This is a genomic window from Micromonospora fulviviridis (assembly GCF_014648395.1).
Lineage (GTDB): Bacteria > Actinomycetota > Actinomycetes > Mycobacteriales > Micromonosporaceae > Micromonospora > Micromonospora fulviviridis.
On the sequence record NZ_BMRA01000007.1, the window covers coordinates 84,716 to 104,265 of the forward strand.

23 protein-coding genes are annotated in these 19,550 nt (G+C 75.0%); 9 read left to right on the forward strand and 14 right to left on the reverse strand.

All coding sequences use genetic code 11. The features are described from left to right. The first annotated feature begins 40 nt into the window (after positions 1 to 40). Both IEY96_RS19650 and IEY96_RS19655 read left to right on the forward strand, forming a co-directional pair. Positions 41 to 1,024 (forward strand): aldo/keto reductase, encoded by a 984-nt coding sequence (locus IEY96_RS19650; protein WP_189196273.1) that lies wholly within the window; start codon positions 41 to 43, stop codon positions 1,022 to 1,024. A 91-nt stretch (positions 1,025 to 1,115) separates the two neighbouring features. Continuing rightward, a complete protein-coding gene (locus tag IEY96_RS19655; protein WP_189196274.1) occupies positions 1,116 to 1,313 on the forward strand; it encodes a hypothetical protein in 198 nt (65 codons plus the stop codon). A gap of 93 nt (positions 1,314 to 1,406) precedes the next feature. On the opposite strand, the gene IEY96_RS19660 is transcribed toward IEY96_RS19655, so the two are convergent. From IEY96_RS19660 to IEY96_RS19690, 7 genes are all read right to left on the reverse strand, one after another. Beyond that, complete coding sequence (locus IEY96_RS19660; protein ID WP_091424054.1) at positions 1,407 to 1,610, reverse strand: cold-shock protein; 204 nt, start codon at positions 1,608 to 1,610, stop codon at positions 1,407 to 1,409. A gap of 288 nt (positions 1,611 to 1,898) precedes the next feature. Beyond that, positions 1,899 to 2,171 carry a DUF4235 domain-containing protein gene (locus tag IEY96_RS19665; protein ID WP_189196275.1) on the reverse strand — a complete coding sequence of 91 codons (273 nt, stop codon included), beginning with the start codon at positions 2,169 to 2,171 and terminating at the stop codon, positions 1,899 to 1,901. After that, the gene (locus tag IEY96_RS19670; protein ID WP_189196276.1) at positions 2,168 to 2,509 is read right to left on the reverse strand and encodes a DUF3618 domain-containing protein; all 342 of its coding nucleotides are present in this window, start codon (positions 2,507 to 2,509) and stop codon (positions 2,168 to 2,170) included. The genes IEY96_RS19665 and IEY96_RS19670 overlap by 4 nt, the downstream gene beginning before the upstream one ends. After that, the gene (locus tag IEY96_RS19675; protein WP_189196277.1) at positions 2,506 to 2,940 is read right to left on the reverse strand and encodes a phage holin family protein; all 435 of its coding nucleotides are present in this window, start codon (positions 2,938 to 2,940) and stop codon (positions 2,506 to 2,508) included. Before IEY96_RS19675 ends, IEY96_RS19670 begins: the two co-directional genes overlap by 4 nt. Before the next feature lie 297 nt (positions 2,941 to 3,237). Continuing rightward, positions 3,238 to 4,434, reverse strand: a complete 1,197-nt coding sequence (locus tag IEY96_RS19680) for a mechanosensitive ion channel family protein (protein WP_189196278.1) — start codon at positions 4,432 to 4,434, stop codon at positions 3,238 to 3,240. Between the two features lie 77 nt (positions 4,435 to 4,511). Next, the gene (locus IEY96_RS19685) at positions 4,512 to 5,333 is read right to left on the reverse strand and encodes a DUF1206 domain-containing protein (RefSeq protein ID WP_189196279.1); all 822 of its coding nucleotides are present in this window, start codon (positions 5,331 to 5,333) and stop codon (positions 4,512 to 4,514) included. A 63-nt stretch (positions 5,334 to 5,396) separates the two neighbouring features. After that, complete coding sequence (locus IEY96_RS19690; RefSeq protein ID WP_189196280.1) at positions 5,397 to 5,762, reverse strand: hypothetical protein; 366 nt, start codon at positions 5,760 to 5,762, stop codon at positions 5,397 to 5,399. Positions 5,763 to 5,836: 74 nt separating this feature from the next. Here IEY96_RS19690 and IEY96_RS19695 point away from each other — a divergent pair, with 74 nt between their 5' ends. After that, positions 5,837 to 7,063, forward strand: a complete 1,227-nt coding sequence (locus IEY96_RS19695; protein ID WP_189196281.1) for a cysteine desulfurase-like protein — start codon at positions 5,837 to 5,839, stop codon at positions 7,061 to 7,063. Then, positions 7,060 to 7,347 carry a GNAT family N-acetyltransferase gene (locus tag IEY96_RS19700; RefSeq protein WP_189196282.1) on the forward strand — a complete coding sequence of 96 codons (288 nt, stop codon included), beginning with the start codon at positions 7,060 to 7,062 and terminating at the stop codon, positions 7,345 to 7,347. The genes IEY96_RS19695 and IEY96_RS19700 overlap by 4 nt, the downstream gene beginning before the upstream one ends. A gap of 35 nt (positions 7,348 to 7,382) precedes the next feature. Here IEY96_RS19700 and IEY96_RS19705 read toward each other — a convergent pair whose 3' ends face one another. Further along, complete coding sequence (locus IEY96_RS19705; protein ID WP_189196283.1) at positions 7,383 to 8,885, reverse strand: glycoside hydrolase family 3 protein; 1,503 nt, start codon at positions 8,883 to 8,885, stop codon at positions 7,383 to 7,385. A gap of 136 nt (positions 8,886 to 9,021) precedes the next feature. Between IEY96_RS19705 and IEY96_RS33175 the strand changes: the two genes are divergently transcribed. Both IEY96_RS33175 and IEY96_RS19710 read left to right on the forward strand, forming a co-directional pair. Beyond that, the gene (locus tag IEY96_RS33175) at positions 9,022 to 9,144 is read left to right on the forward strand and encodes a hypothetical protein (RefSeq protein ID WP_256566104.1); all 123 of its coding nucleotides are present in this window, start codon (positions 9,022 to 9,024) and stop codon (positions 9,142 to 9,144) included. Between the two features lie 88 nt (positions 9,145 to 9,232). Beyond that, entirely contained in the window at positions 9,233 to 10,183 is a 951-nt protein-coding gene (locus IEY96_RS19710) for a TIGR03557 family F420-dependent LLM class oxidoreductase (protein WP_189196284.1), read from the forward strand. Here the strand turns inward: IEY96_RS19710 and IEY96_RS19715 are convergent. Beyond that, complete coding sequence (locus IEY96_RS19715) at positions 10,150 to 10,821, reverse strand: TetR/AcrR family transcriptional regulator (RefSeq protein ID WP_189196285.1); 672 nt, start codon at positions 10,819 to 10,821, stop codon at positions 10,150 to 10,152. The genes IEY96_RS19710 and IEY96_RS19715 overlap by 34 nt on opposite strands. Before the next feature lie 79 nt (positions 10,822 to 10,900). After that, entirely contained in the window at positions 10,901 to 11,740 is an 840-nt protein-coding gene (locus tag IEY96_RS19720) for a class I SAM-dependent methyltransferase (protein ID WP_229791724.1), read from the reverse strand. A gap of 116 nt (positions 11,741 to 11,856) precedes the next feature. Between IEY96_RS19720 and IEY96_RS19725 the strand changes: the two genes are divergently transcribed. From IEY96_RS19725 to IEY96_RS19735, 3 genes are all read left to right on the forward strand, one after another. Continuing rightward, positions 11,857 to 13,488, forward strand: coding sequence for a RecQ family ATP-dependent DNA helicase (locus IEY96_RS19725; RefSeq protein ID WP_189196287.1), 1,632 nt, complete (start codon positions 11,857 to 11,859; stop codon positions 13,486 to 13,488). Between the two features lie 66 nt (positions 13,489 to 13,554). After that, positions 13,555 to 14,058: a hypothetical protein gene (locus IEY96_RS19730; protein ID WP_189196288.1), complete on the forward strand. Its 504-nt coding sequence runs from the start codon at positions 13,555 to 13,557 to the stop codon at positions 14,056 to 14,058. A 121-nt stretch (positions 14,059 to 14,179) separates the two neighbouring features. After that, positions 14,180 to 15,220, forward strand: coding sequence for a helix-turn-helix domain-containing protein (locus tag IEY96_RS19735; RefSeq protein ID WP_189196289.1), 1,041 nt, complete (start codon positions 14,180 to 14,182; stop codon positions 15,218 to 15,220). 177 nt (positions 15,221 to 15,397) lie between these two features. Here IEY96_RS19735 and IEY96_RS19740 read toward each other — a convergent pair whose 3' ends face one another. The 4 genes from IEY96_RS19740 to IEY96_RS19755 are packed head-to-tail and all read right to left on the reverse strand — an operon-like array spanning position 15,398 to position 19,542. Further along, the gene (locus IEY96_RS19740; protein ID WP_189196290.1) at positions 15,398 to 16,390 is read right to left on the reverse strand and encodes a DNA topoisomerase IB; all 993 of its coding nucleotides are present in this window, start codon (positions 16,388 to 16,390) and stop codon (positions 15,398 to 15,400) included. Beyond that, positions 16,374 to 17,345 (reverse strand): glycosyltransferase family 9 protein, encoded by a 972-nt coding sequence (locus IEY96_RS19745; protein ID WP_189196291.1) that lies wholly within the window; start codon positions 17,343 to 17,345, stop codon positions 16,374 to 16,376. Before IEY96_RS19745 ends, IEY96_RS19740 begins: the two co-directional genes overlap by 17 nt. Further along, positions 17,342 to 18,049, reverse strand: a complete 708-nt coding sequence (locus tag IEY96_RS19750) for an SDR family oxidoreductase (RefSeq protein WP_189196292.1) — start codon at positions 18,047 to 18,049, stop codon at positions 17,342 to 17,344. The genes IEY96_RS19745 and IEY96_RS19750 overlap by 4 nt, the downstream gene beginning before the upstream one ends. Further along, on the reverse strand, positions 18,046 to 19,542 hold the full coding sequence (locus IEY96_RS19755; RefSeq protein WP_189196293.1) for a PfkB family carbohydrate kinase: 1,497 nt from the start codon (positions 19,540 to 19,542) through the stop codon (positions 18,046 to 18,048). The genes IEY96_RS19750 and IEY96_RS19755 overlap by 4 nt, the downstream gene beginning before the upstream one ends. Positions 19,543 to 19,550: the final 8 nt, after the last annotated feature.

The window sequence follows — 19,550 nt, forward strand, 5'->3', positions numbered from 1 at the left end:
CGACGGGCGCCCCGGCAAGCGGCTCACTAGGCTCGACCGGGTGGAACAGCGCAGCTTCGACCGGCTCGGCCGGCACGTCGGCATCATCGGACTCGGCGCCTGGCAGCTCGGCGCGGACTGGGGCGAGGTCAGCGAGAGCGCCGCCCTCGACGTGCTGGGCGCCGCGGTCGACTCCGGGGTCACCTTCCTGGACACCGCCGACGTGTACGGCGACGGCCGCAGCGAGCAGCTGATCGGCCGGTTCCTGCACGAGCACCCCGGGCACGGGCTGACCGTGGCCACCAAGATGGGCCGGCGGGTGCCGCAGACGCCGGAGGCGTACACCCTGGAGAACTTCCGGGCCTGGACCGACCGGTCCCGGGCCAACCTCGGCGTGGACACCCTCGACCTGGTGCAGCTGCACTGCCCGCCCAGCGCGGTCTTCGCCGACGACCGGGTCTTCGACGCCCTGGACACCCTGGTCGCCGAGGAGCGCATCGCCGGGTACGGGGTGAGCGTCGAGACCTGCGACCAGGCGCTCACCGCGATCGCCCGCCCCGGTGTGGCCAGCGTGCAGATCATCCTCAACGCGGTGCGGCACAAGCCGCTGGAGCGGGTGCTGCCCGAGGCCGCGAAGGCCGGGGTGGGCATCATCGCCCGGGTGCCCCTCGCCAGCGGCCTGCTCTCCGGCCGGTACGACGAGCACACCACCTTCCCGCCGGACGACCACCGGAACTTCAACCGGCACGGCGAGTCCTTCGACGTCGGCGAGACCTTCTCCGGCGTCGACTACGACCTCGGCCTGTCCGCCGTGCGCCGGCTCGCGCCGCTGGTCGGCGAGGGCCGGACGATGGCCCAGTTCGCGCTCCGCTGGATCCTCGACCAGCCCGGCGTCACCGTGGTCATCCCGGGCGCCCGCACCGCCGAGCAGGCCCGGCGCAACGCCGCCGCGGCCGGCCTGCCGCCGCTGACCGAGGTGGAGCTGGCCGCCGTCCGCGCCACCTACGACGAGCTGATCCGGCCGCAGGTGCACGACCGGTGGTGACCCCGGAGCGGCGGCCCGTCGGCGCGCCGTCGCCGCGGGCCGGCGCCCGCGGGCATGCTGGAGCCGGACGCGCGCCGTCGGAGGGAGAACGATGAGGGGCTGGTTCCGGCTCACCGTGGGACTGCTCGCCGTCGTGCTCGGTGCCCTGTGGACCGTGTCGGGGCTGGGCTACGTCGAGGGCAGCGTGCTGACCGACCAGCGGGCCTGGGCGGTCGTCGGCCCGGTGCTCGTCCTCATCGGACTCGTCGCGCTCTGGTTCGGCATGCGGGCCCGGCGCCGGCGCGGCTGAGGCGTGGAAAGCGTCCACAATGCGGAAAGCCCCGCCTCCCGGGAAGGGACGCGGGGCTCACGCACCGGCCGGCGCGGTCGGTGCTCCGTCAGCTCAGATGGGGCGGACCTGCTCGGCCTGCGGACCCTTCTGACCCTGGGCGATCTCGAACTCCACCCGCTGGTTCTCCTCCAGCGTGCGGTAGCCGCTGGACTGGATGGCCGAGAAGTGGACGAACACGTCAGCACCCCCGCCGTCGACGGTGATGAAGCCGAAGCCCTTGTCAGCGTTGAACCACTTCACGGTTCCCTGCGCCATGTGTATCTCCTTCTAAAACTGGCGGCCGAGCACGCCGTGCGGCCGATTGGCCGTTTTCGAGCAGCGGCGCCTGAGGCGGCCCCCGGTGAAGGAGACTTCTCTCAACCCACGCGTCTCTCAACAGCGTGAGACAGCAAACCACGTACGCAAAAACTCTGCACAGCCTACCGGACGAAATTCTCCGACATGTGACCTGACGGTTGCGGCAGATCCTCTGGCCGGGCCGCCCGGGCCAGGCGAAAGGCCCCTGTCCACCGAGGTGGAAAGGGGCCTTTCGTGCGTATGGAATCAGTCGGGCCAGTGGCCGGTGAGCCGGCGTACGCCGACCGCCCCGCCGCGGTCCACGGCGGCCCGGACGACCGCGAAGATGGCGCCCTGCAACGCCGCGGCGGCCAGGACCTCACCCCAGCGGCGGTCCTCGTCGGTGGCGCTGGGCGCCTCGCCGTCGCCGGCCGTGAGCTTCCAGACCTGCCGGAAGATGACCCCGGCGACGGTGCCGGCCGCCAGCCCCATCAGCACTCCGACCGGCTTGTAGGCCGCCCTGCCGATGCCCTTGCTCACCTGCGCCTCCCTCGGACGATCAGCAGCGCCACCGCGGTGGCCACGGCACCGGCGGCCACGGCCGCCCACGGCACCGGGTTGCGCCCGACCGCCCCACCCTTCTCGTACGCCTGCGCCCGGACCAGCCGGGCCTTCTCCGCCGCCTGCCCGCGCACCCGGGCCACGGTCAGCGCCGCCTGCTGCCGCAACCGCGCCTTCGCCTGGTCGGCGGAATGCCGGACCAGGGTCTTGACGTCGGCCCGGGCGGCGAGCAGCTCCATCGTCTCACCCAGCTCCACCCGGGTCCGGCGGATCTCCTCCCGGAGCGCCGCCACGTCCCCGGTCCCGTTGCCGGTCATCCCCGCCTCCCGTCCTTCACCGCGGCGGTGACGGTGTCGACGTCCGCCCGGACGCTGCGGACCGTCGCCTCCGGCACCGGCGGGACGGCACGGCTGACCTGCTTCTTGCCGACGAGCGCCAGGATCCCGGCGAGCAGGAACAGCCCCACGGCCACGATCAGCGCGGCCAGCCAGGCCGGCATGACCAGGTCCAGCAGCAGGATCACCGTGGCGACCAGCGCACCGGCGCCGTAGAGGGCCATCACCCCGCCGCCGCCGAACAGACCGATCCCGATCCCGGCGTGCTTGCCCTTCTGGGTCAGTTCCGCCCGGGCCAGCGCCAGTTCGTCCCGCACCAGGCGGGTGACCTGTTCGGTGGCCCGCTGCACCAGTTCCGCGGTGGACGGCTCGTTCCCGGTCCGGGACGTGCTGCGACTCGCGACGTCAGCCATGCTGTCCTCCTTTCATCATCACCGCGCTGTATGCCCGGAGTCGCCGCCCGTCAATCCTGCGCGGAGCGGCCGGTCGACCCGGCCGCGCACCACCTTCTCGCCCGACCGCCGGACGGCGGCCGGAACCGGGGCGTGCGCAGCAGGTCCCCCGGAACGGGCCGATCAAACGCAGCCGGCCCGACAAGCCGCGAATCAACCGGCATCCGGCAGGTGCAACGGGCCGGCCGGGGCCGAGGTCACGACGCGCGGAGCCCCGGCGCCGCGCGGGCTGCCGGGGGCTCCGGAACGGGGTACGGGTCAGCGGCGGGTGTCGGCGTGCTCCTCGCGCCCGACGAACGCCTCGCTGCGCGCCTCGCCGTCGTCGCTGCCGCCGAAGACCCGCGCGTCGTCGGGGACCTCCGTGTCGGGCAGCCGGCGGACCGGCCGGCGGGGCTGCACCGCCTGCCAGGGCGGCGAGCCGGCGGTGTCGCCCACCTCGGCGCGCAGCCGGGGCAGGGCGGTCGGGCGCTGGTCGCGGACCCAGGCGACCAGGTGCTCGCGGACCAGGCAGCGCAGGTCCCACAGGCTGCCGGCGTCGGCGGCGCTGACCAGGGCCCGGACCTTGACCAGGCCGCCGGTGGCGTCGGTCACCTGGAGCACACAGACCCGGCCGTCCCAGAGCTCGGTGCCCTCGCAGAGCCGGCGCAGCTCCTCCCGCATGGCCTGCACCGGGATGGCCCAGTCCAGGTCGAACTCGGCGGTGCCGAGCACGGCCGCCTCGGTCCGGGTCCAGTTCTGGAACGGGGTGCTCGTGAAGTAGGAGGTGGGCAGGATCAACCGGCGGTCGTCCCAGATCTGCACGACCACGTAGCTGAGGGTCAGCTCCTCGATCCGGCCCCACTCCCCCTCGACCACCACCACGTCGTCGAGGCGTACGGCGTCGCTGAAGGCGAGCTGGAGCCCGGCGAAGACGTTGCCCAGCAGGCTCTGCGCGGCCAGCGCGGCGACCACACCGACCACACCGGCGCTGGTCAGCACGCCGGCGCCGATGCCGCGGACGGCGGGGAAGGTCATCAGCATCACGCCCAGGGCGAGCACCACGATCACCGCGATGGTCAGCCGGCGCAGCAGCACCACCTGGGTACGCACCCGCCGGGCGTGCCGGTTGTTCGGCACGTCCACCCGGAACCGGGCCAGCGCGGTGTCCTCCGCCACCACCAGCAGCGAGGCCACCAGCCAGGCGGCGGCGGCGATCAGGGCGAGCACCAGGGCGTGCAGGAGCACCTGCCGCCAGGGCCTGCCCACCGCGTACAGGGTGGTGAACCGGACCGCGAGCTGCACGGCGAGCACGGTCGCGGCCACCTGGAACGAACGGTGCGAGTGCTCGGTCAGCTCGGTCATCAGCAGCGAGCGCCGGCCGAGCCGGCGGGTGGCCCGGTGCACCACCTCGACCAGCAACAGCGCGACCGCCGCCGCGGCGAGCGCGGCGACGGCGGTCACGAGGTAGGTCTGCACGTCTTTCCTTCTCCCTCCGGGCCGGCGGAATCGGGCAAAGGCCCAATGGTGCCCGGACTATCGCGTATCGACCAGGATCACACCCGGCGGTAGCGCGACTGGAGGAAGCAGTAGACGCCGAAGGCGGCGATGCCGAGCGCCATCAGCGCCAGCAGCACCGGCCCGTACGACTGGTCGCGGAGGGTGCGCAGCGCGGCGTCCAGGCCGCGCGCCTTCTCCGGGTCGTACTTCACGGCGGCCACCACGATCAGCAGACCCGCGAGGGCGAAGACCGCGCCCCGGGCGGCGTACCCGGCCATGCCGAGGCGGCGGGTCAGGGTGTGCGTCTTCGGGCTCATCTCGCCGGTCTTGAGATTGCGCTCGAACTTCTTCTTGAGCCCGTAGATCACCATGCCGATGCCGACCGCGGCGAGCACCAGTCCGGCCAGCCCGACCAGCCACCGGCCGCCGTCGGAAGCCATCAGCTTCTCGGTGAACTGCTGCTGCCGGTCCGAGGCGTTGGCGCTGGCGTCCTGGACGACCTTGATGGCGGTCCAGCCCAGCCAGACGAAGACGATCACGCGGACGACGGAGGCGATCCGCTCGAAGAGCTTCTCCTTGCCGCGCAGGAAGCGGTGGCCGATGACCGCCTCGAACGCCTGCCAGATGGCCATGGCGAAGAGCCCCACGGCGATGGCGACCAGCAGGAACTTGCCCATCGGCTGGGCGCCGAGGGTGCGCAGGGCACCGTTCTGGTTGCCCTCCTCCCCCGACTTGCCGAAGGCGATCTGCAGGGCCAGCCAGGCGAAGAGGAGGTGGACGATCCCGTAGCCGATGAAACCGGCCCGGGTCAACAGTTCGAGCCACCTGCTGTTCGCGGCCTGGGCGGCGGTGGCTCCGGCGTTCCGGGTGAGAGACATGGCGCCTCAATCTCCCGGTGCGAAGATTTCCAAACGTCGGCCGCCGCCGCCCGGCCCGGCCGATCAGCTGTTCGGGTCGCGTGCCACCCGGATGACCACCTGCTGGTCGGTGACGCTGTCCAGGGTCACCGAGAAGCCGCCGGCCTGGGCCGCCTGCTGGCCGACGGTGAGCGAGAGCTGCTCACCGGCCACCTCCACGGTGACCTGGTCGCCCTCGGCCCCGACCAGTTTCGCCTCGACGCCGAGGATGGTGGCGCTGGCCTCGACCCCACGGTCGAAGGTGACCGTGCAGGCGTCCAGGCCGCAGTCGGTGGAGGCGTTCTCCGAGCTGCACCCGGCCAGCAGCGCGACGCCGAGGGCGAGGCCGGCGAGCAGGCCGGCGGTCCGGCGGATGGGGGTCGACAAGGGGGAAACGCGTCGGTTCGTCACCCGGCCAAGGGTACGAGACGACGGCCACACCGCCACCCACCGGTGATCGCCCCGGGGCGGGTTAGGGTCCCGGCATGGCCTTTGACATCGCCCGCACCCGGGCCGCCTACCCCGCCCTGACCGAGGGCTTCGCCCACTTCGACGGCGCCGGCGGCACCCAGACCGCACGGCCGGTGATCGAGGCGGTCAGCGCCGCGATGACCGCCGCCACCGGGAACCGGAGCACCGCGTTCGTGCCGGGGCGGCGGTCGCTGGACCTGGTCGCGGCGGCCCGCGCCGCGGTGGCCGACCTGCTCGGTGCGGAGCCCGGCGGGGTGGTGCTCGGGCCGAGCGCCACGGCGCTGACGTACACCCTGGCCCGGACGCTCGGCGCGGGCTGGGGGCGGGGCGACGAGGTGGTGGTCTCCCGGCTGGACCACGACGCCAACGTCCGGCCGTGGGTGCAGGCGGCCGAGGCCGCCGGGGCGACGGTGCGGTGGGCCGAGTTCGACCCGGCGACCGGCGAGCTGCCCGCCGGCCAGTACGCCGACCTGGTCACCGAGCGCACGCGGCTGGTCGCGGTGACCGCCGGCAGCAACGCCATCGGTACCGCGCCGGACGTGGCGGCGATCGCCAAGACCGCGCACGCGGCCGGGGCGCTGGTCTGCGTGGACGGGGTCCACGCGGTACCGCACGGCCCCACCGACCTGGCCTCGCTCGGCGCGGACTTCCTGGTGACCAGCGCGTACAAGTGGTCCGGGCCGCACCTCGCGGCGATGGCCGCCGACCCGGCCCGGTGGGCGTCGCTGCGCCCGGCCAAGCTGATCCCCTCCTCCGACGCGGTCCCGGACCGGTTCGAGTACGGCACCCCGAGCTTCCCGCTGCTGGCCGGGGTGGCCGCGGCGGTGGACCACCTGGCCACCCTCGACCCGACCGCGACCGGCAGCCGCCGGGACCGGGTCCGGGCCGGACTGGCCGCCGCCCAGGCGCACGAGGAGGCCGTCTTCGAGCGGCTGCTCGCCGGGCTGACCGCCCGCCCCTTCGTCACCGTGTACGGCTCGCCGGCCCGGCGCTGCCCCACGGTGTCGTTCCGGGTGGCGGGGTCGACCCCGGCGGAGACCGCCGCGGCGCTGGGCGCGGCCGGTGTCTGCCTCTCCTCCGGCGACTACTACGCCTACGAGTACTTCCACACGATGGGCCTGCGGGACAGCGGCGGCGCGGTCCGGGCCAGCGTCTACCACTACAACACCGTCGAGGAGGTGGACCGCTTGCTGGCCGAACTGGACCGGCTGGCGGCCACCGGGGAGAGAATGGCCCGGTGAGCTTCCTGGTCGAGGAGAACCCCGCGAAGCACCGCTTCGAGATCCTGGTCGACGACGCGCTGGCCGGGTTCACCGCGTACCTGCCGCGCGGGGAGGTGCTGGTCTTCACGCACACCGAGGTGGACGACCGCTTCCAGAACATGGGGGTGGGCTCGGCGCTGATCCGGGGCACCCTGGACCAGATCCGCGAGCGCGGCGACCGCATCGTGGTGAAGTGCCCGTTCATGGGCGCGTTCATCCAGCGCCACCCCGACTACGCCGACCTGGTGATCCCCGAACCCTGACCGGGCCGGCCGACGCCGGCCCGGTCCGGGTCGGGTCAGCGGGCGCCGGCGAGGAGTTCGGCGGCGGCGACGGCGGCGGCCCGGGTCGCGCCGTGGGTGGCCACGTGCACCGCGCCGGTGACCAGTTCGGGCACGCCCAGCTCGACCACCACGGCGTCGGGACGGGAGGTCAGGGCGCGGGTGACCGCGTCCCGCATCCAGTCGTGCCGATGCAGGTCCCGGACCACCAGCACGAGCGGGCGGCCGGCGGTGCCGGCGGACGGGTCGGCGGGGACCTCCTCCCGGGCGTACCGGGCGGTGGTGGTGCCGGGCGCCAGGTCGGTCAGCGGCGCGGCGATGCCCCACGGGGTCTCGTCGCCGATGGCCATGTTGTGCGGCGGGGCGAACTCCACCACGTGCGCCGGGCCGGCCAGCGGCAGCAGCCCGCCCGTGGTGGCGACCACCCGCAGCGCCCGGCGGGCGGCGGCCAGCCCGATGGCCGAGCCGGCGTCGCCGGGCCGGGCGCCCGACCGGCCGGCCCGGGCGGCGACCGTCCAGGCGGCCAGCTGTCCGACCCGCTTCGCCGCCTCGGCCAGCCGCTCCTCCGGCAGGTCCCCGGCGACCACCGCGGCCACGATGGCGTCCCGCAGCTCGCGGGCGTCGGCCTCGGTGGCCCGCTCCCCGCCCACGCAGATCGCATCCGCCCCGGCGGCGAGCGCGCGGACCGCCGCGCCGGCGAAGCCGTACCGGTCGGCGACCGCCCCCATCTCCACCGCGTCGGTCACCACCACGCCGCCGAACCCCAGCTCCTCGCGGAGCAGGCGGCCCAGGATGCGCGGGCTGAGCGTGGCGGGCAGCTCCGGGTCCAGCGCCGGCACCAGCAGGTGCCCGGTCATGATCGCCTGCGCCCCGGCCGTCACGGCGGCCCGGAACGGGGCCAGCTCGACGGTGTCCAGCCGGGCCCGGTCGCCGCCGATGCGGGGCAGGTCGTGGTGGGAGTCGACCCGGGTGTCGCCGTGCCCGGGGAAGTGCTTGGCGCAGGCGGCGACGCCGCCGGCCTGCAGGCCGCGGACCCAGGCGGCGGTGTGTCGGGCGACCAGGGCGGGGTCGGCGCCGAACGAGCGGACCCCGATCACCGGGTTCGCGGGGTTCGAGTTGACGTCGGCGTCCGGGGCGTAGTTCAGGGTCACGCCCACGGCGGCCAGCTCGGCGCCCAGGTCCCGGGCCACCTCCTCGGTCAGCGCCGGATCGTCGACCGCGCCCAGGGCGAAGTTGCCGGGCCGGGAGCTGCCCCGGGCCGACTCGATCCGGGTGACGTCGCCGGCCTCCTCGTCGATGGCCACGATCACGTCGGGCCGCTCGGCGCGCAGGTTGGCGGTCAGCTCGGCGACCTGCTCGTGGTCGACGACGTTGCGGGCGAAGAGGACCACCGAGCCGAGACCCTCGCCGAGCCAGCGGCAGACCCACGGCGGCGGTGTGGTGCCGACGAACCCGGGTTGCAGGACGGCGGCGGCCAGGGCCGCCAGGTCTCCGGTCGCTCCCACGATCCGCTCGCTCATGCGCTGTCGTACCCCCGTCTTCCCCACGGCCCGCCGCCCCGGCGGTGCTGACATGGTCACACCGCGTCCGGAAATAGTCAACAATCCTTACTGTTAGCCGCTGGCCCCGCCGGCCGGCCCGTGGGAGAGTGCGACCATGCATCCCGCGCTGCTCGCCGACGCCACCAGCGCCGCGGACATCCCCGGCGTACGCCTGCTCGGCCTGGTGGTCGGCGGCCTGTTCCTGCTGATCGCCATCCGGGCGATGTTCCGCCGCTAGGCCCGCCGCGTTCGGACCCCGTCTCCCCGGGGTAGGGCTGTCGTTGTCCCCGGGTGCGCCCGGCACCCGGGCGCGGCGAGGGGGAACGATGAGGATCGGCTACTTCCTGTCCAGCGAGGAGTACACCCCGGCGGAGCTGCTCGAGCAGGCACGCGGCGCCGAGCGGGCCGGCTTCGAGGCACTGTGGATCTCCGACCACTACCACCCCTGGGTCGACGCGCAGGGCCAGAGCCCCTTCGTCTGGTCGACCATCGGGGCCCTCAGCCAGGTCTGCCGCCTGCCGGTGACCACGGCCGTCACCTGCCCGACCGTCCGCATCCACCCCGCGGTGATCGCCCAGGCCGCGGCCACCAGCGCGGTGCTCCACGAGGGGCGCTTCGTGCTCGGGGTGGGCAGCGGCGAGGCGCTGAACGAGCACATCTTCGGCGACCCGTGGCCGCAGGCCGACGTCCGGCTGGAGATGCTGGAGGAAGCCATCGAGGTGATCCGCGAGCTGTGGACCGGTGAGTTCGTGAACCACCACGGCAGGCACTACACGGTGGAGCACGCCCGGATCTACACCCGCCCCGACACTCCCCCGCCGATCTACGTCTCCGGTTTCGGTCCGAAGTCGATCGAGCTGGCCGCCCGGATCAGTGACGGCTACGTCAGCACCATGCCCGACGCCGACATGGTCCGCCGGTTCCGCGACTCCGGTGGCGGCGACAAGCCCTGCCAGGCCGGTTTCAAGGCCGCGTACGCCGACAGCGAGGACGAGGGCGTGCGGATCGCGTACGAGCGGTGGCCCAACGCCGGCGTGCCGGGCGAGCTGTCCCAGGTGCTCCCGTCGCCGCGCCACTTCGAGCAGGCCGCGCAGCTGGTCGAGCCGGAGAAGATGAAGGAGTCGTTCGTCTGCGGCCGGGACGCCGACGCCCACCTGGAGATGATCGACAAGTACGCCAAGGCCGGCTTCGACGAGATCTACGTGGCCAACACCGGCCCGCACTGGCAGGGTCTGTTCGACCTCTACGAGCGCGAGGTGCTGCCCCGGCTGCGCTGACCCGCGCCCCGCCCTGGCAGGACACCGTGCAGCAGGGTGGCGACCAGGGCGTCCACCAGGTCCGGGGCGGGCTCCGGTGGCGGGCCGGCCGGGTCGAGCAGCCGGCCGAGGACCAGGTCGTGGCAGACCCCGACGACCAGCGTGGCCACCGCCTCCGGGCGGACCGCCGGGGCGACCCGGCCGAGCCGCTGCTCCGCGCGCACGTAGCCGGCCAGCTCCCCGCGCAGCCCCTGGCCGGCGCCCAGCGGGGCGGGCAGCTCGCCGAGACGGGCCAGCAGTTTCGGCTGGGTGGTCAGCCCGGCGAACGCCGGCAGGATCGCGGCGTGCAGCGCCAGCGCCCGATCCAGGTACGCCCGCAGGTTCGCCTCGACGGTCGCCTCGCCCGGGCGCGGGGCCGCCCCCTCGTGCGCCTCCTCGACCGACCGCACGTGCGCGTGCAACGCGGCCGCGAGCAGCTCCTCCTTGTCGGCGAAGTGGTTGTAGAGCACCCCGTCGGCCACGCCGGCCTCGCGGGCGATGTCGCGGACGGTCAGCCCGGCCACGCCGCGCCGCGCCACCAGCCGCCCGGCCGCGGCGATCAGGTGCTCCCGCAGGCTCTGCTCGCCGCCCCGCAGCGCGGCCGCTCTTCTGGGTGCCATCACCAGGATCCTAGGCTCCGCCCGGCCCGGCTCCCCCGAGCGAGCCGGGCCCGGCGGAGGCCGGCGGCGACCTCCGGGCTCACCCGGGCCGACGCGCGGTGACCAGCCAGGCCGCGGTGCGCAGCCGGACCCCGTCCGGCCCCTCGTACGACCGCATGGCCTCGGCCAGGGCGGCGCGCACCCGGTCGACGGCCGCCGGGTCGAGCGGTGCGAGCCGGTGCCGCACCGGCCCCCACCCGGCCAGGAACGCTGCGGCGTCGGCGGCGTCCCGCCCCCAGGTGCCCGGCTCCTGCCGGGGCGCGCACTCCACGTCGACGAAACCGGCGTCGGTGAGCACGGCCCGCACCACGGTGGGGTCGGCGAGGGAGAGCGGCTCGCCGACGGCGGTGCCGTCGCCGCCGGCGGGTGGCAGGTGCGCGGCGAGCGGGGCGAGCGCCGCGCCGAGGTCTCCCCGGCGGATGTCGTCGAGGCAGACGAACGCGAGCCGCCCGCCGGGGCGCAGCGCCCGGCCGAGGTTGGCGAACGCGGCGACCGGGTCGGCGAAGAACATCACCCCGAACCGGCTCAGCGCGACGTCGAAGGCCGCCGGCGGGAGGGGGTGGACCTGGGCGTCGGCCCGGACGAAGTCCACGTTGCCCACCGCCTCGGCGGCGGCCGAGGCCCGGGCCCGCTCCAGCATCGGCGCGGAGAGGTCCACCCCGAGCGCCGCGCCGGCACCGCAGCGCCGGGCGGCCAGCCGGGTGAGCTGGCCACTGCCGCAGCCGATGTCGAGCACCCGGTCACCGGGCCGGACCGCGCCGAGCAGCGCCTCGTTGAAGCCGCTGTTGATCGCGTCGTACCGCGACTGGTGGTCGGCCCAGTGCCGGCCCTCGTAGCCGTTCCAGGCCCGCTCCTGCTGCTCGTTCGGGATGGTCCGCACGTCGCCTCCTGATGAACGGTTGTTCATGAACGTTCATTCATAATGGGTGGGCGCGCCCGTGACCGTCAACCCCGCCCGGTTTCGGGGGTGATCGCCAGGGGTACCTGCGGCCACTGATGAGACTGACCACGCACTCCACGACCCTGCGCCGCGCGGCCAAGAGCCTCTTCGGCTGGACCGCCCTCCGGCCCAACCAGCTGGCCGCCATGCGCGCGGTCATGAAGCGCCGCGACGCCCTGGTGGTGCTGCCCACCGGCGCCGGCAAGTCGGCGATCTACCAGATCCCGGCCAGCCTGATCCCCGGCCCCACGGTGGTCATCTCCCCGCTGCTCGCCCTCCAGCAGGACCAGATCGCCGCGCTCAACGAGCGGCAACGCCCCGAGCTGCGGGCGGTCCGGATCAGCTCCGACGAGACCGCGGCCCAGCAGGCCGAGGCGATCGAGGAGATCCGGGCGGGGCGGGCCGAGTTCCTGTTCATCACCCCGGAGGCGCTGAGCAACCCGGACCGGCTCGCCGAGGTCCGCGCGCTCAAGCCGGCGCTGGTCGCGATCGACGAGGCGCACTGCATCTCCGCCTGGGGGCACGACTTCCGCCCGGACTACCTGGCGCTCGGCCACCTCATCGACGGCATCGGCCGGCCGCCCGTGGTGGCGCTGACCGCCACCGCCTCCCCGCCGGTCCGCGACGACATCGTCGCCCGGCTGCGGCTGCGCGACCCAGAGGTGGTGGTGTCCGGGCTGGACCGCCCCAACCTCTTCCTCGAGGTGGCGTACTGCCCCACCGACGACTACCGGTGGCGGCGGCTGGTCGCGCTGCTCCGCGACGACGAGCGGCCCGGCATCATCTACGTGCCGACCCGGCGGGCGGCCGAGGAACTGGCCCAGCGGCTCACCGACGCGGGCTTCCCGGCGCAGTACTACCACGGCGGGATGCCGACCAACGCCCGCAACGACCTGCACGAGGCGTTCCTCGCCGACCAGGTGCCGATCATGGTGGCCACCTCGGCGTTCGGCATGGGCATCGACAAGCCGAACATCGCCTGGGTGGTGCACATGGCGCTGCCCGACTCGCCGGACAGCTACTTCCAGGAGATCGGCCGGGCCGGCCGGGACGGCGCGCCCGCCCGGGTGCTGCTGCTCTGGCGCGCCGAGGACGTCGGCCTCCAGCGCTACTTCAGCGGCGGCCTGCCCGACGAGAAGGAACTGGCCGAACTCGCCGCGCTGCTGCGCAAGCAGGCCCGGACCAAGAAGGAGCTGCGCGAGCTGACCGGGCTCGGGCCGCGCAAGCTCGGCCAGTACGTCTCGCTGCTGGAGCAGGTGGGCGCCGCGGAGCCCCGCGCCCGGCAGCGGATCGCCGCCCCCCGGTACGCCCCGCCGGCCGCCGAGTCCGGCCGGGCCGCGCTCGCCGAGGCGGAGCGGCAGCAGACCGTGACGCGGTCGCGCACCGACATGATGCGCGCCTTCGCGGAGACCACCGGTTGCCGGGGACAGGCGCTGCTGGCCTACTTCGGCGAGCAGATGAGCGCGGTCTGCGGGCACTGCGACAACTGCCACGCCGGCACCAGCGTCGCCGACGACGGCGCCGTCGGCCCGTTCCCGGTGCACAGCCAGGTACGGCACCCGGAGTGGGGCGCCGGCCTCGTGCTCAGCTACGAGGAGGACCGGATGACGGTGCTCTTCGACGAGGTGGGGTACAAGACGCTGTCCGTCCGCGTGGTGTCCGAACAGGGCCTGCTGGAGCTGGACTAGCCTGACCCGGGCACCGCGGGGGCGGCGCCCGTCGACAACGACGACCACTGCGAAAGGGGCTTGATCGTGATCGAGCAGCCGGCGTACACCGGGTTCGGTTTCTCCGACGACGAGTGGGGGCTGCTGGTCGGGCTGCCGCAGGCGGTCCTCACCGCGGCGGCCGCGGCCGAGTCCGACGGCACCAGGCGCACCATGGCCGAGAACGCCGCCGGGCTGGAGACCATCGCCGCGGGCCGCGAGTCGGCCAGCCCGCTGGTGGCCGCCGTCGCCGGCGAGGTCGTCTCCCGGGTGGGCGACCCCGAGACCGGCGCCGAACTGCCGGTCATCAACCCGGACGACCCGCAGGCGATGATCGAGGACGTGCTCGGCCGGGCCGGGCAGGCATCGGCGCTGCTGTCCGCCAAGGTCGACGAGGGGCAGGCCGGCGCGTACCGGCACTGGCTGGTGGAGATCGCCGAGCAGGTGGTGGGCGCCGCCGCCACCGGCGGCATCCTGGGCCTCGGCGGCGACGTGGTGAGCGACTCGGAGCGGCGCTTCCGCGACCGGCTCTCGCACGTGCTCAACGACTGACCGGACTCCTAACAGAAGTTCTCACGTCCGTCAATGACAGGAATGTCACGCCCCGCGAGTGCAACTCCCGGCCTCGTGGGGCGTCCTGCTTCATGACGGTGACGAACCACGGGGGTCGTGGATGGACACGGAATTGCAGCGGCAGGTCTTCGACACGGAGCAGGTGCCCGCCGCCGACCGCTTCGGGCTGTGGCTGGACATGCTCGCCGACACGCCCGGGCTCATGCGGGTACGCACCGAGCACGCCGACAACTTCGTGGCGCGGTCGGAGTTCCTCGACCTGGGCCCGATGCAGCTCGTCCGCCACCGGTACCCCTCGCTGGACGGGGTCCGGAGCCGGAAGCTGATCCAGCGCTCCGACGCCGACTACTACGTGCTCGCGCTGACCCTCGCCGGCACCGGCATCGCGGACCAGGACGGGCAGCGCGGCGTCTGCCGCCCCGGCGACTTCACCTTCTACGACTGCGCCCGCCCCCAGGAGCTCAGCCACCACGGCGACGACGGGGACCCGTCCGTCAGCTCGATCGTGGCCTTCATCCCGTACGAGGCGCTGCCCCTGGCCCATCGCCGGCTCACCCCACTGTTCGCCGGCCGGATGTCCGGCACCGAGGGGATCGGGGCGTTGCTGTCCAACTACCTCATCCAGCTCACCAGCCATCCCGAGCAGTACCACGCGGCGGACGCGGAGCGGCTGGCCGGTGTCGGGCTCGACCTGGTCTCCACCATGCTGGGCCGGCACCTGGTCTCCGAGGACGCGGTGCCCACCGAGGTACGGCGGCAGGCCCTGCTGGCCCAGGTGCGCTCGCACGTCCGCCAGCACCTGGGCGACGCCGCGCTGAGCCCGCAGTCGATCGCCGACGCGCACCACGTCTCGGTCCGGTCGCTGCACCGGCTCTTCGAGGCCGAAGAGACCACGGTCGCGGCGTACATCCGGGACGAGCGGCTGGAGCGGTGCCGCCGGGACCTCGCCGACCCGGCGCTGGGCGACCGGCCGATCCAGCTCGTCGCCGCCCGGTGGGGCTTCCGCGACAAGGCCCACTTCAGCCGGGCGTTCCGGGCCGCGTACGCGGAGACCCCCCAGGCGTACCGGGCGCGCCACCTGCAACCGGCACGCATCGTCAACACCACGGCATCCGCAATCAACTCGGAGCGGACATACTGAGTGCGGGCCGGCGGCCGGGTGACCGGCGCGGCCCACTGGTATCGGGGGGCCGTGGCGTGGCGCCCGCGGCGACCCAGCCGCGGGCGACCGCCCGGTAACGCCAGCCACCCACCCTCGACGGCCCGCACCGGTCTCCGGCCCCGTCGTGCTTCCCCCCAGGACTGACGGCGGGGCCGGTCATGCCGCCGCCTCCTCCTCCAGCAGCACCAGGACGGCCTTCTCCACGGCCTCGCGCGGCATGTCCGGCTCCACCGGGACCAGCACCCCGTCGTGATAGAGGTCGACCACCCGCGGGTCCACGTAGGACGTCCGGGCCACCGTGGGGGTGTTGCCGAGCAGCTCGGCCACCGAGCGCATCACCGCCGCCACCGCCCGCTTCCGGGCCGTCGTGGAGCGCTGCTCGCCGAGGGTGGCCAGTTCGGTGGCGGCCAGCACGGTGGCGTGCCAGGTGCGGAAGTCCTTGGCGGTCATCTCCCCGCCGCTGGCGTCGCGCAGGTAGTCGTTGACCTCGTCGCTGCGCACGTCCCGCCAGGACCGGCCGTCCCAGTAGCCGAACAGGCGCTCCTCGGACCGCCGCCGGCGGCGCAGGTTGGTCAGCACCCGGCACAGCTCCGGGTCCTCGATCCGGCGGACCTGCTCGATGCCGCCCTTGGCCGGGAACTCGAAGACCACGCAGCCGCCCCGCGAGCGGGCGTGCTCGGGGCGCAGGGTGGAGACGCCGAAGGTGGCGTCCTCGCCGGTGGCGTACTGGTCGCTGCCGACCCGGAACGTGCCCATGTCGAGCAGCCGGGCGACGGTGGCCAGGATCCGCTCCCGCCGCAGGCCGCGCAACGCCAGGTCGTGGGCTACCCGGTCGCGCAGCACGGGCAGCCGGTGGGCCACCTCCAGCACGTGGTCGAACTTGGCCTCGTCCCGCTTCTCCCGCCACTTCGGGTGGTAGAGGTACTGCTTGCGCCCGGCCGCGTCGATCCCGGTGGCCTGGATGTGCCCGTTCGGGTACGGCGAGATCCACACGTCCCGCCAGGCCGGCGGGACGACCAGCTCCCGCAGCCGGGCCAGCTCGTCGGGGTCGCGCACCGGATCGCCCTTCGCGTCGACGAAGAGCCAGCCCTTGCCGCGCCGCCGGCGTCCGTACCCCGGCCTGCCCGGATCACTACGCCGCAATCGCACCGGACACCCGCACCGCCCGTTCCGCCTCGTCCACGGCGGCCACCACCTCGTCGACCTCGATGGCCGCCAACGATGGGTGCGTTCCTACCCCGGCGGAAGCGGACCAATCCGCGTCGGTCCCGGCACGATCGGTGGCCCCGAGCACCCGGTGCCGGGGGCGGTCGGTCGGCGGGCCCCAGTGCGCCGCCGGCACCGGCCCGAAGAGCACCACCGAGGCGGTGCCGTAGCCGGTGGCCAGGTGGGCCACCCCGGTGTCCCCGCTGACCACCAGCCGGGCGTCGGCCACCAGCGCGGCCAGCTCGGCCAGGCCGGTGCGGCCGGCGAGCACCGCGGCCGGGGGCAGCCCGGCGTCCCGGGCCACCCGGGCGGCCAGGTCCCGCTCATCGGTCGAGCCGGTGAGCACCACCCGGTGCCCCCGGGCCGTGAGGGCCCGGGCCAGCGCGGCGAAGCGGTCGGCCGGCCAGCGCTTCGCGGGAATCTTGCTGCCGGGGTGCAGCACCGTGACGCCGGCCGGCACGGCCGCCACGGGCGGGCGGCGCAGCGCCAGGTCGCCGGGGTCGGCCGGGAGGCCGTACCAGTGCAGCAGCCGGCACCAGCGGCGCACCTCGTGCTCGTCGTCGTCCCAGGCCGGGCCGGCGAGGTGCCCGGCCTCGGCGTTGCAGTGGGCGAGCAGCCGGCCGGGCCGGGCGGCCGCGAGCATCCGGTGCGACCGCGGGCCCCGCCCGTGCAGGTTGACCGCCACCTCCGGCGGCGGGCCGGGCCACGCCGGCCGGTCGGCCAGCCCGGGGGTGGGCAGCACCCGGTCGACCACCCCGGTCAGCGCGGCCAGCGGCGACAGCCAGGCCGGCGCGGCGAGCACCAGCTCCCGGCCCGGGAGGCCGGCGCGCAGGCCCCGCAGCGCCGGGACCGCGGTGGCCAGGTCGCCGACCCCGAGCGCCCGCAGCACCAGGATCACGGGTACGAGGACTCCTGCTCGGCGCAGACCACCATCTCGCGTACGGCGCAGCCGGCCGGCTGGGAGAGGGCGAACATGACCGCGGCGGCGGTGTCCGCGGGCTCGTTGAGCACGGCGTCGGGCCCGGGGCGGTACTGGGCGTCCCGCTCGTCGAAGAAGGCAGTGCGCATGCCGCCGGGGATGAGCAGGGTGACCCCGACCGCGCCGGCCAGTTCGGCGGCGAGCGCCCGGGTGAAGCCGACCACCCCGAACTTCGCCGCGCAGTACGCCGTCGCGTCGCTGACCGCCTTCACCCCGAGCGTGGAGGCGACGGTGACGATGCTGCCCCGGGACGCCTCCAGGAAGGGCAGCGCCGCCCGGATCACCGCGGCGGTGGCGAGCAGGTCGACCGTGACGATCCGTTCCCACGTCTCCGCCGGCACGTCGATCAGCTTCCCCGGGACGTCCATCCCGGCCGCGGTGACCACGCCGTCGAGGCCGCCGGAGCGTTCCGCGAGGTCGCGGGTGGCCGCCTCGGCGGCCCGGGTGTCGGCCAGGTCGCACTCCACCCAGGGCACCCCGTCGGCGGGGCGCTGCCGGTCCAACACCAGGGGACGGCCGCCCGCCCGGGCCACCGCGGCGACCACCGCCGCGCCGAGCCCGCTCGACCCGCCGGTGACCAGGACGGTGGAGCCGGTCCCGGGCGGACCGCTGCGCTCGCTCATCGTGCTCCCTTCGCCGTCGACCGGACGACCGTCTCCCCGGCCGGCTCCGCCGCCGGCACCGCCGTGCCGGGCCAGCCCACCGTGCCCCGCCCGGCCCGGGCCGCCGCGATCATGTCGGTGGTGGACCGGCCGTCCAGGTAGGGCACCACCACCGTGTGCCCGCCCCAGCGGGCCAGGACCGCCGCCTCGGGCAGGGTCTCCGCGCCGCCGCCGCTGGCGTAGTCGCCGCCCTTCACCCAGATGTCGGGGCGCAGCCAGGACAACGCCGCGTGCGGGGTGGGCTCGTCGAAGATCAGCACCGCGTCGACGCAGCCCAGCGCGGCGAGCAGCCGCCCCCGGTCGCCCTGCGGCACGACCGGCCGCTCCGGGCCCTTCAGCCCGGCCACGCTGGCGTCGGAGTTCAGGCAGACCACCAGGCAGTCGCCGAGCTGCCGGGCCGCCTGGAGGGTCGCCACGTGCCCGGCGTGCAGCAGGTCGAAACAGCCGCCGGTGGCCACGACCGTGCCGCCGGCCGCGCGTACCCGGGAAACCACCTCGCCGGCAGCGGCGGCGCCGATCCGGTCCCCGCCGCCGACGACCACCGCCGGGGCGGCGGTCCGCACCGGGGCGGGCAGCGCCGTGGCCACTCCCCCGACGGCGACGTACTCGGACGCCTCGGCGACCGCCTCCTGCACCGCCTCGGAGACCAGGGCGCCCCGGGCCAGGGCCAGGGTGGCCGCTGCGGCGAACCGGTCCCCGGCACCGCAGGTGTCCCCCTCGGCGGCCGGGGCGGGCACCACCAGCGGGGTGGAGCCGGCGTGGCAGAGCAGTGCGCCGTCGCCGCCCAGGGTCACCGCCACCGCGCCGGCCTGCCAGCGCCGGCGCAGCGCCTGGGCGCCCCGGGACGCGGTGACCAGCCGGGACGCGCCCGGCGGCGCCTTGGCCAGCTCGCGCGCCTCGGACTCGTTCGGGGTGGCCAGGCTCACCCCGGGCACGGCGGCCGGGCCGCGCGGATGCGGGTCCCAGACCACCGGCGCCCGGGTCGCGGCGAGCGCGGCGCGCAGCGCCGGATGCCGAGCGACGCCCCGGCCGTAGTCGCTGACCAGCACGGCGGAGGCGGTGGCGATCAGGCGCAGCACCGCCTCGCTCGGCTCGCCCGGATCGCCGGCCGGCCCGCCCCGGTCGTGACGCAGCAGCACCCGGCCGCGGGCCCGCAGCCGGATCTTCTCCGGAGTGGCCCCGGCCAGCGGCAGCGCGTACAGCTGCACGCCGGCGGCGGCGAGCAGGGTGCCGAGCCGGGCCCCGCCGGCGTCGTCGGCGACCGCGGTGACCAACGCGACCTCGGCGCCCTCGGCCGCGGCGAAGACGGCGGCGAGACCGGCGCCGCCGGGGCGGTCGACGTGCGTGGTCTCCTCGAGCACCGGCACCGGGGAGTCCGGGCAGAGCCGGTTCACCACCCCCTCGACGTCCCGGTCCAGCAGCGTGTCACCGAGCACCACCACGGGTCCCGTCATGCTCGACC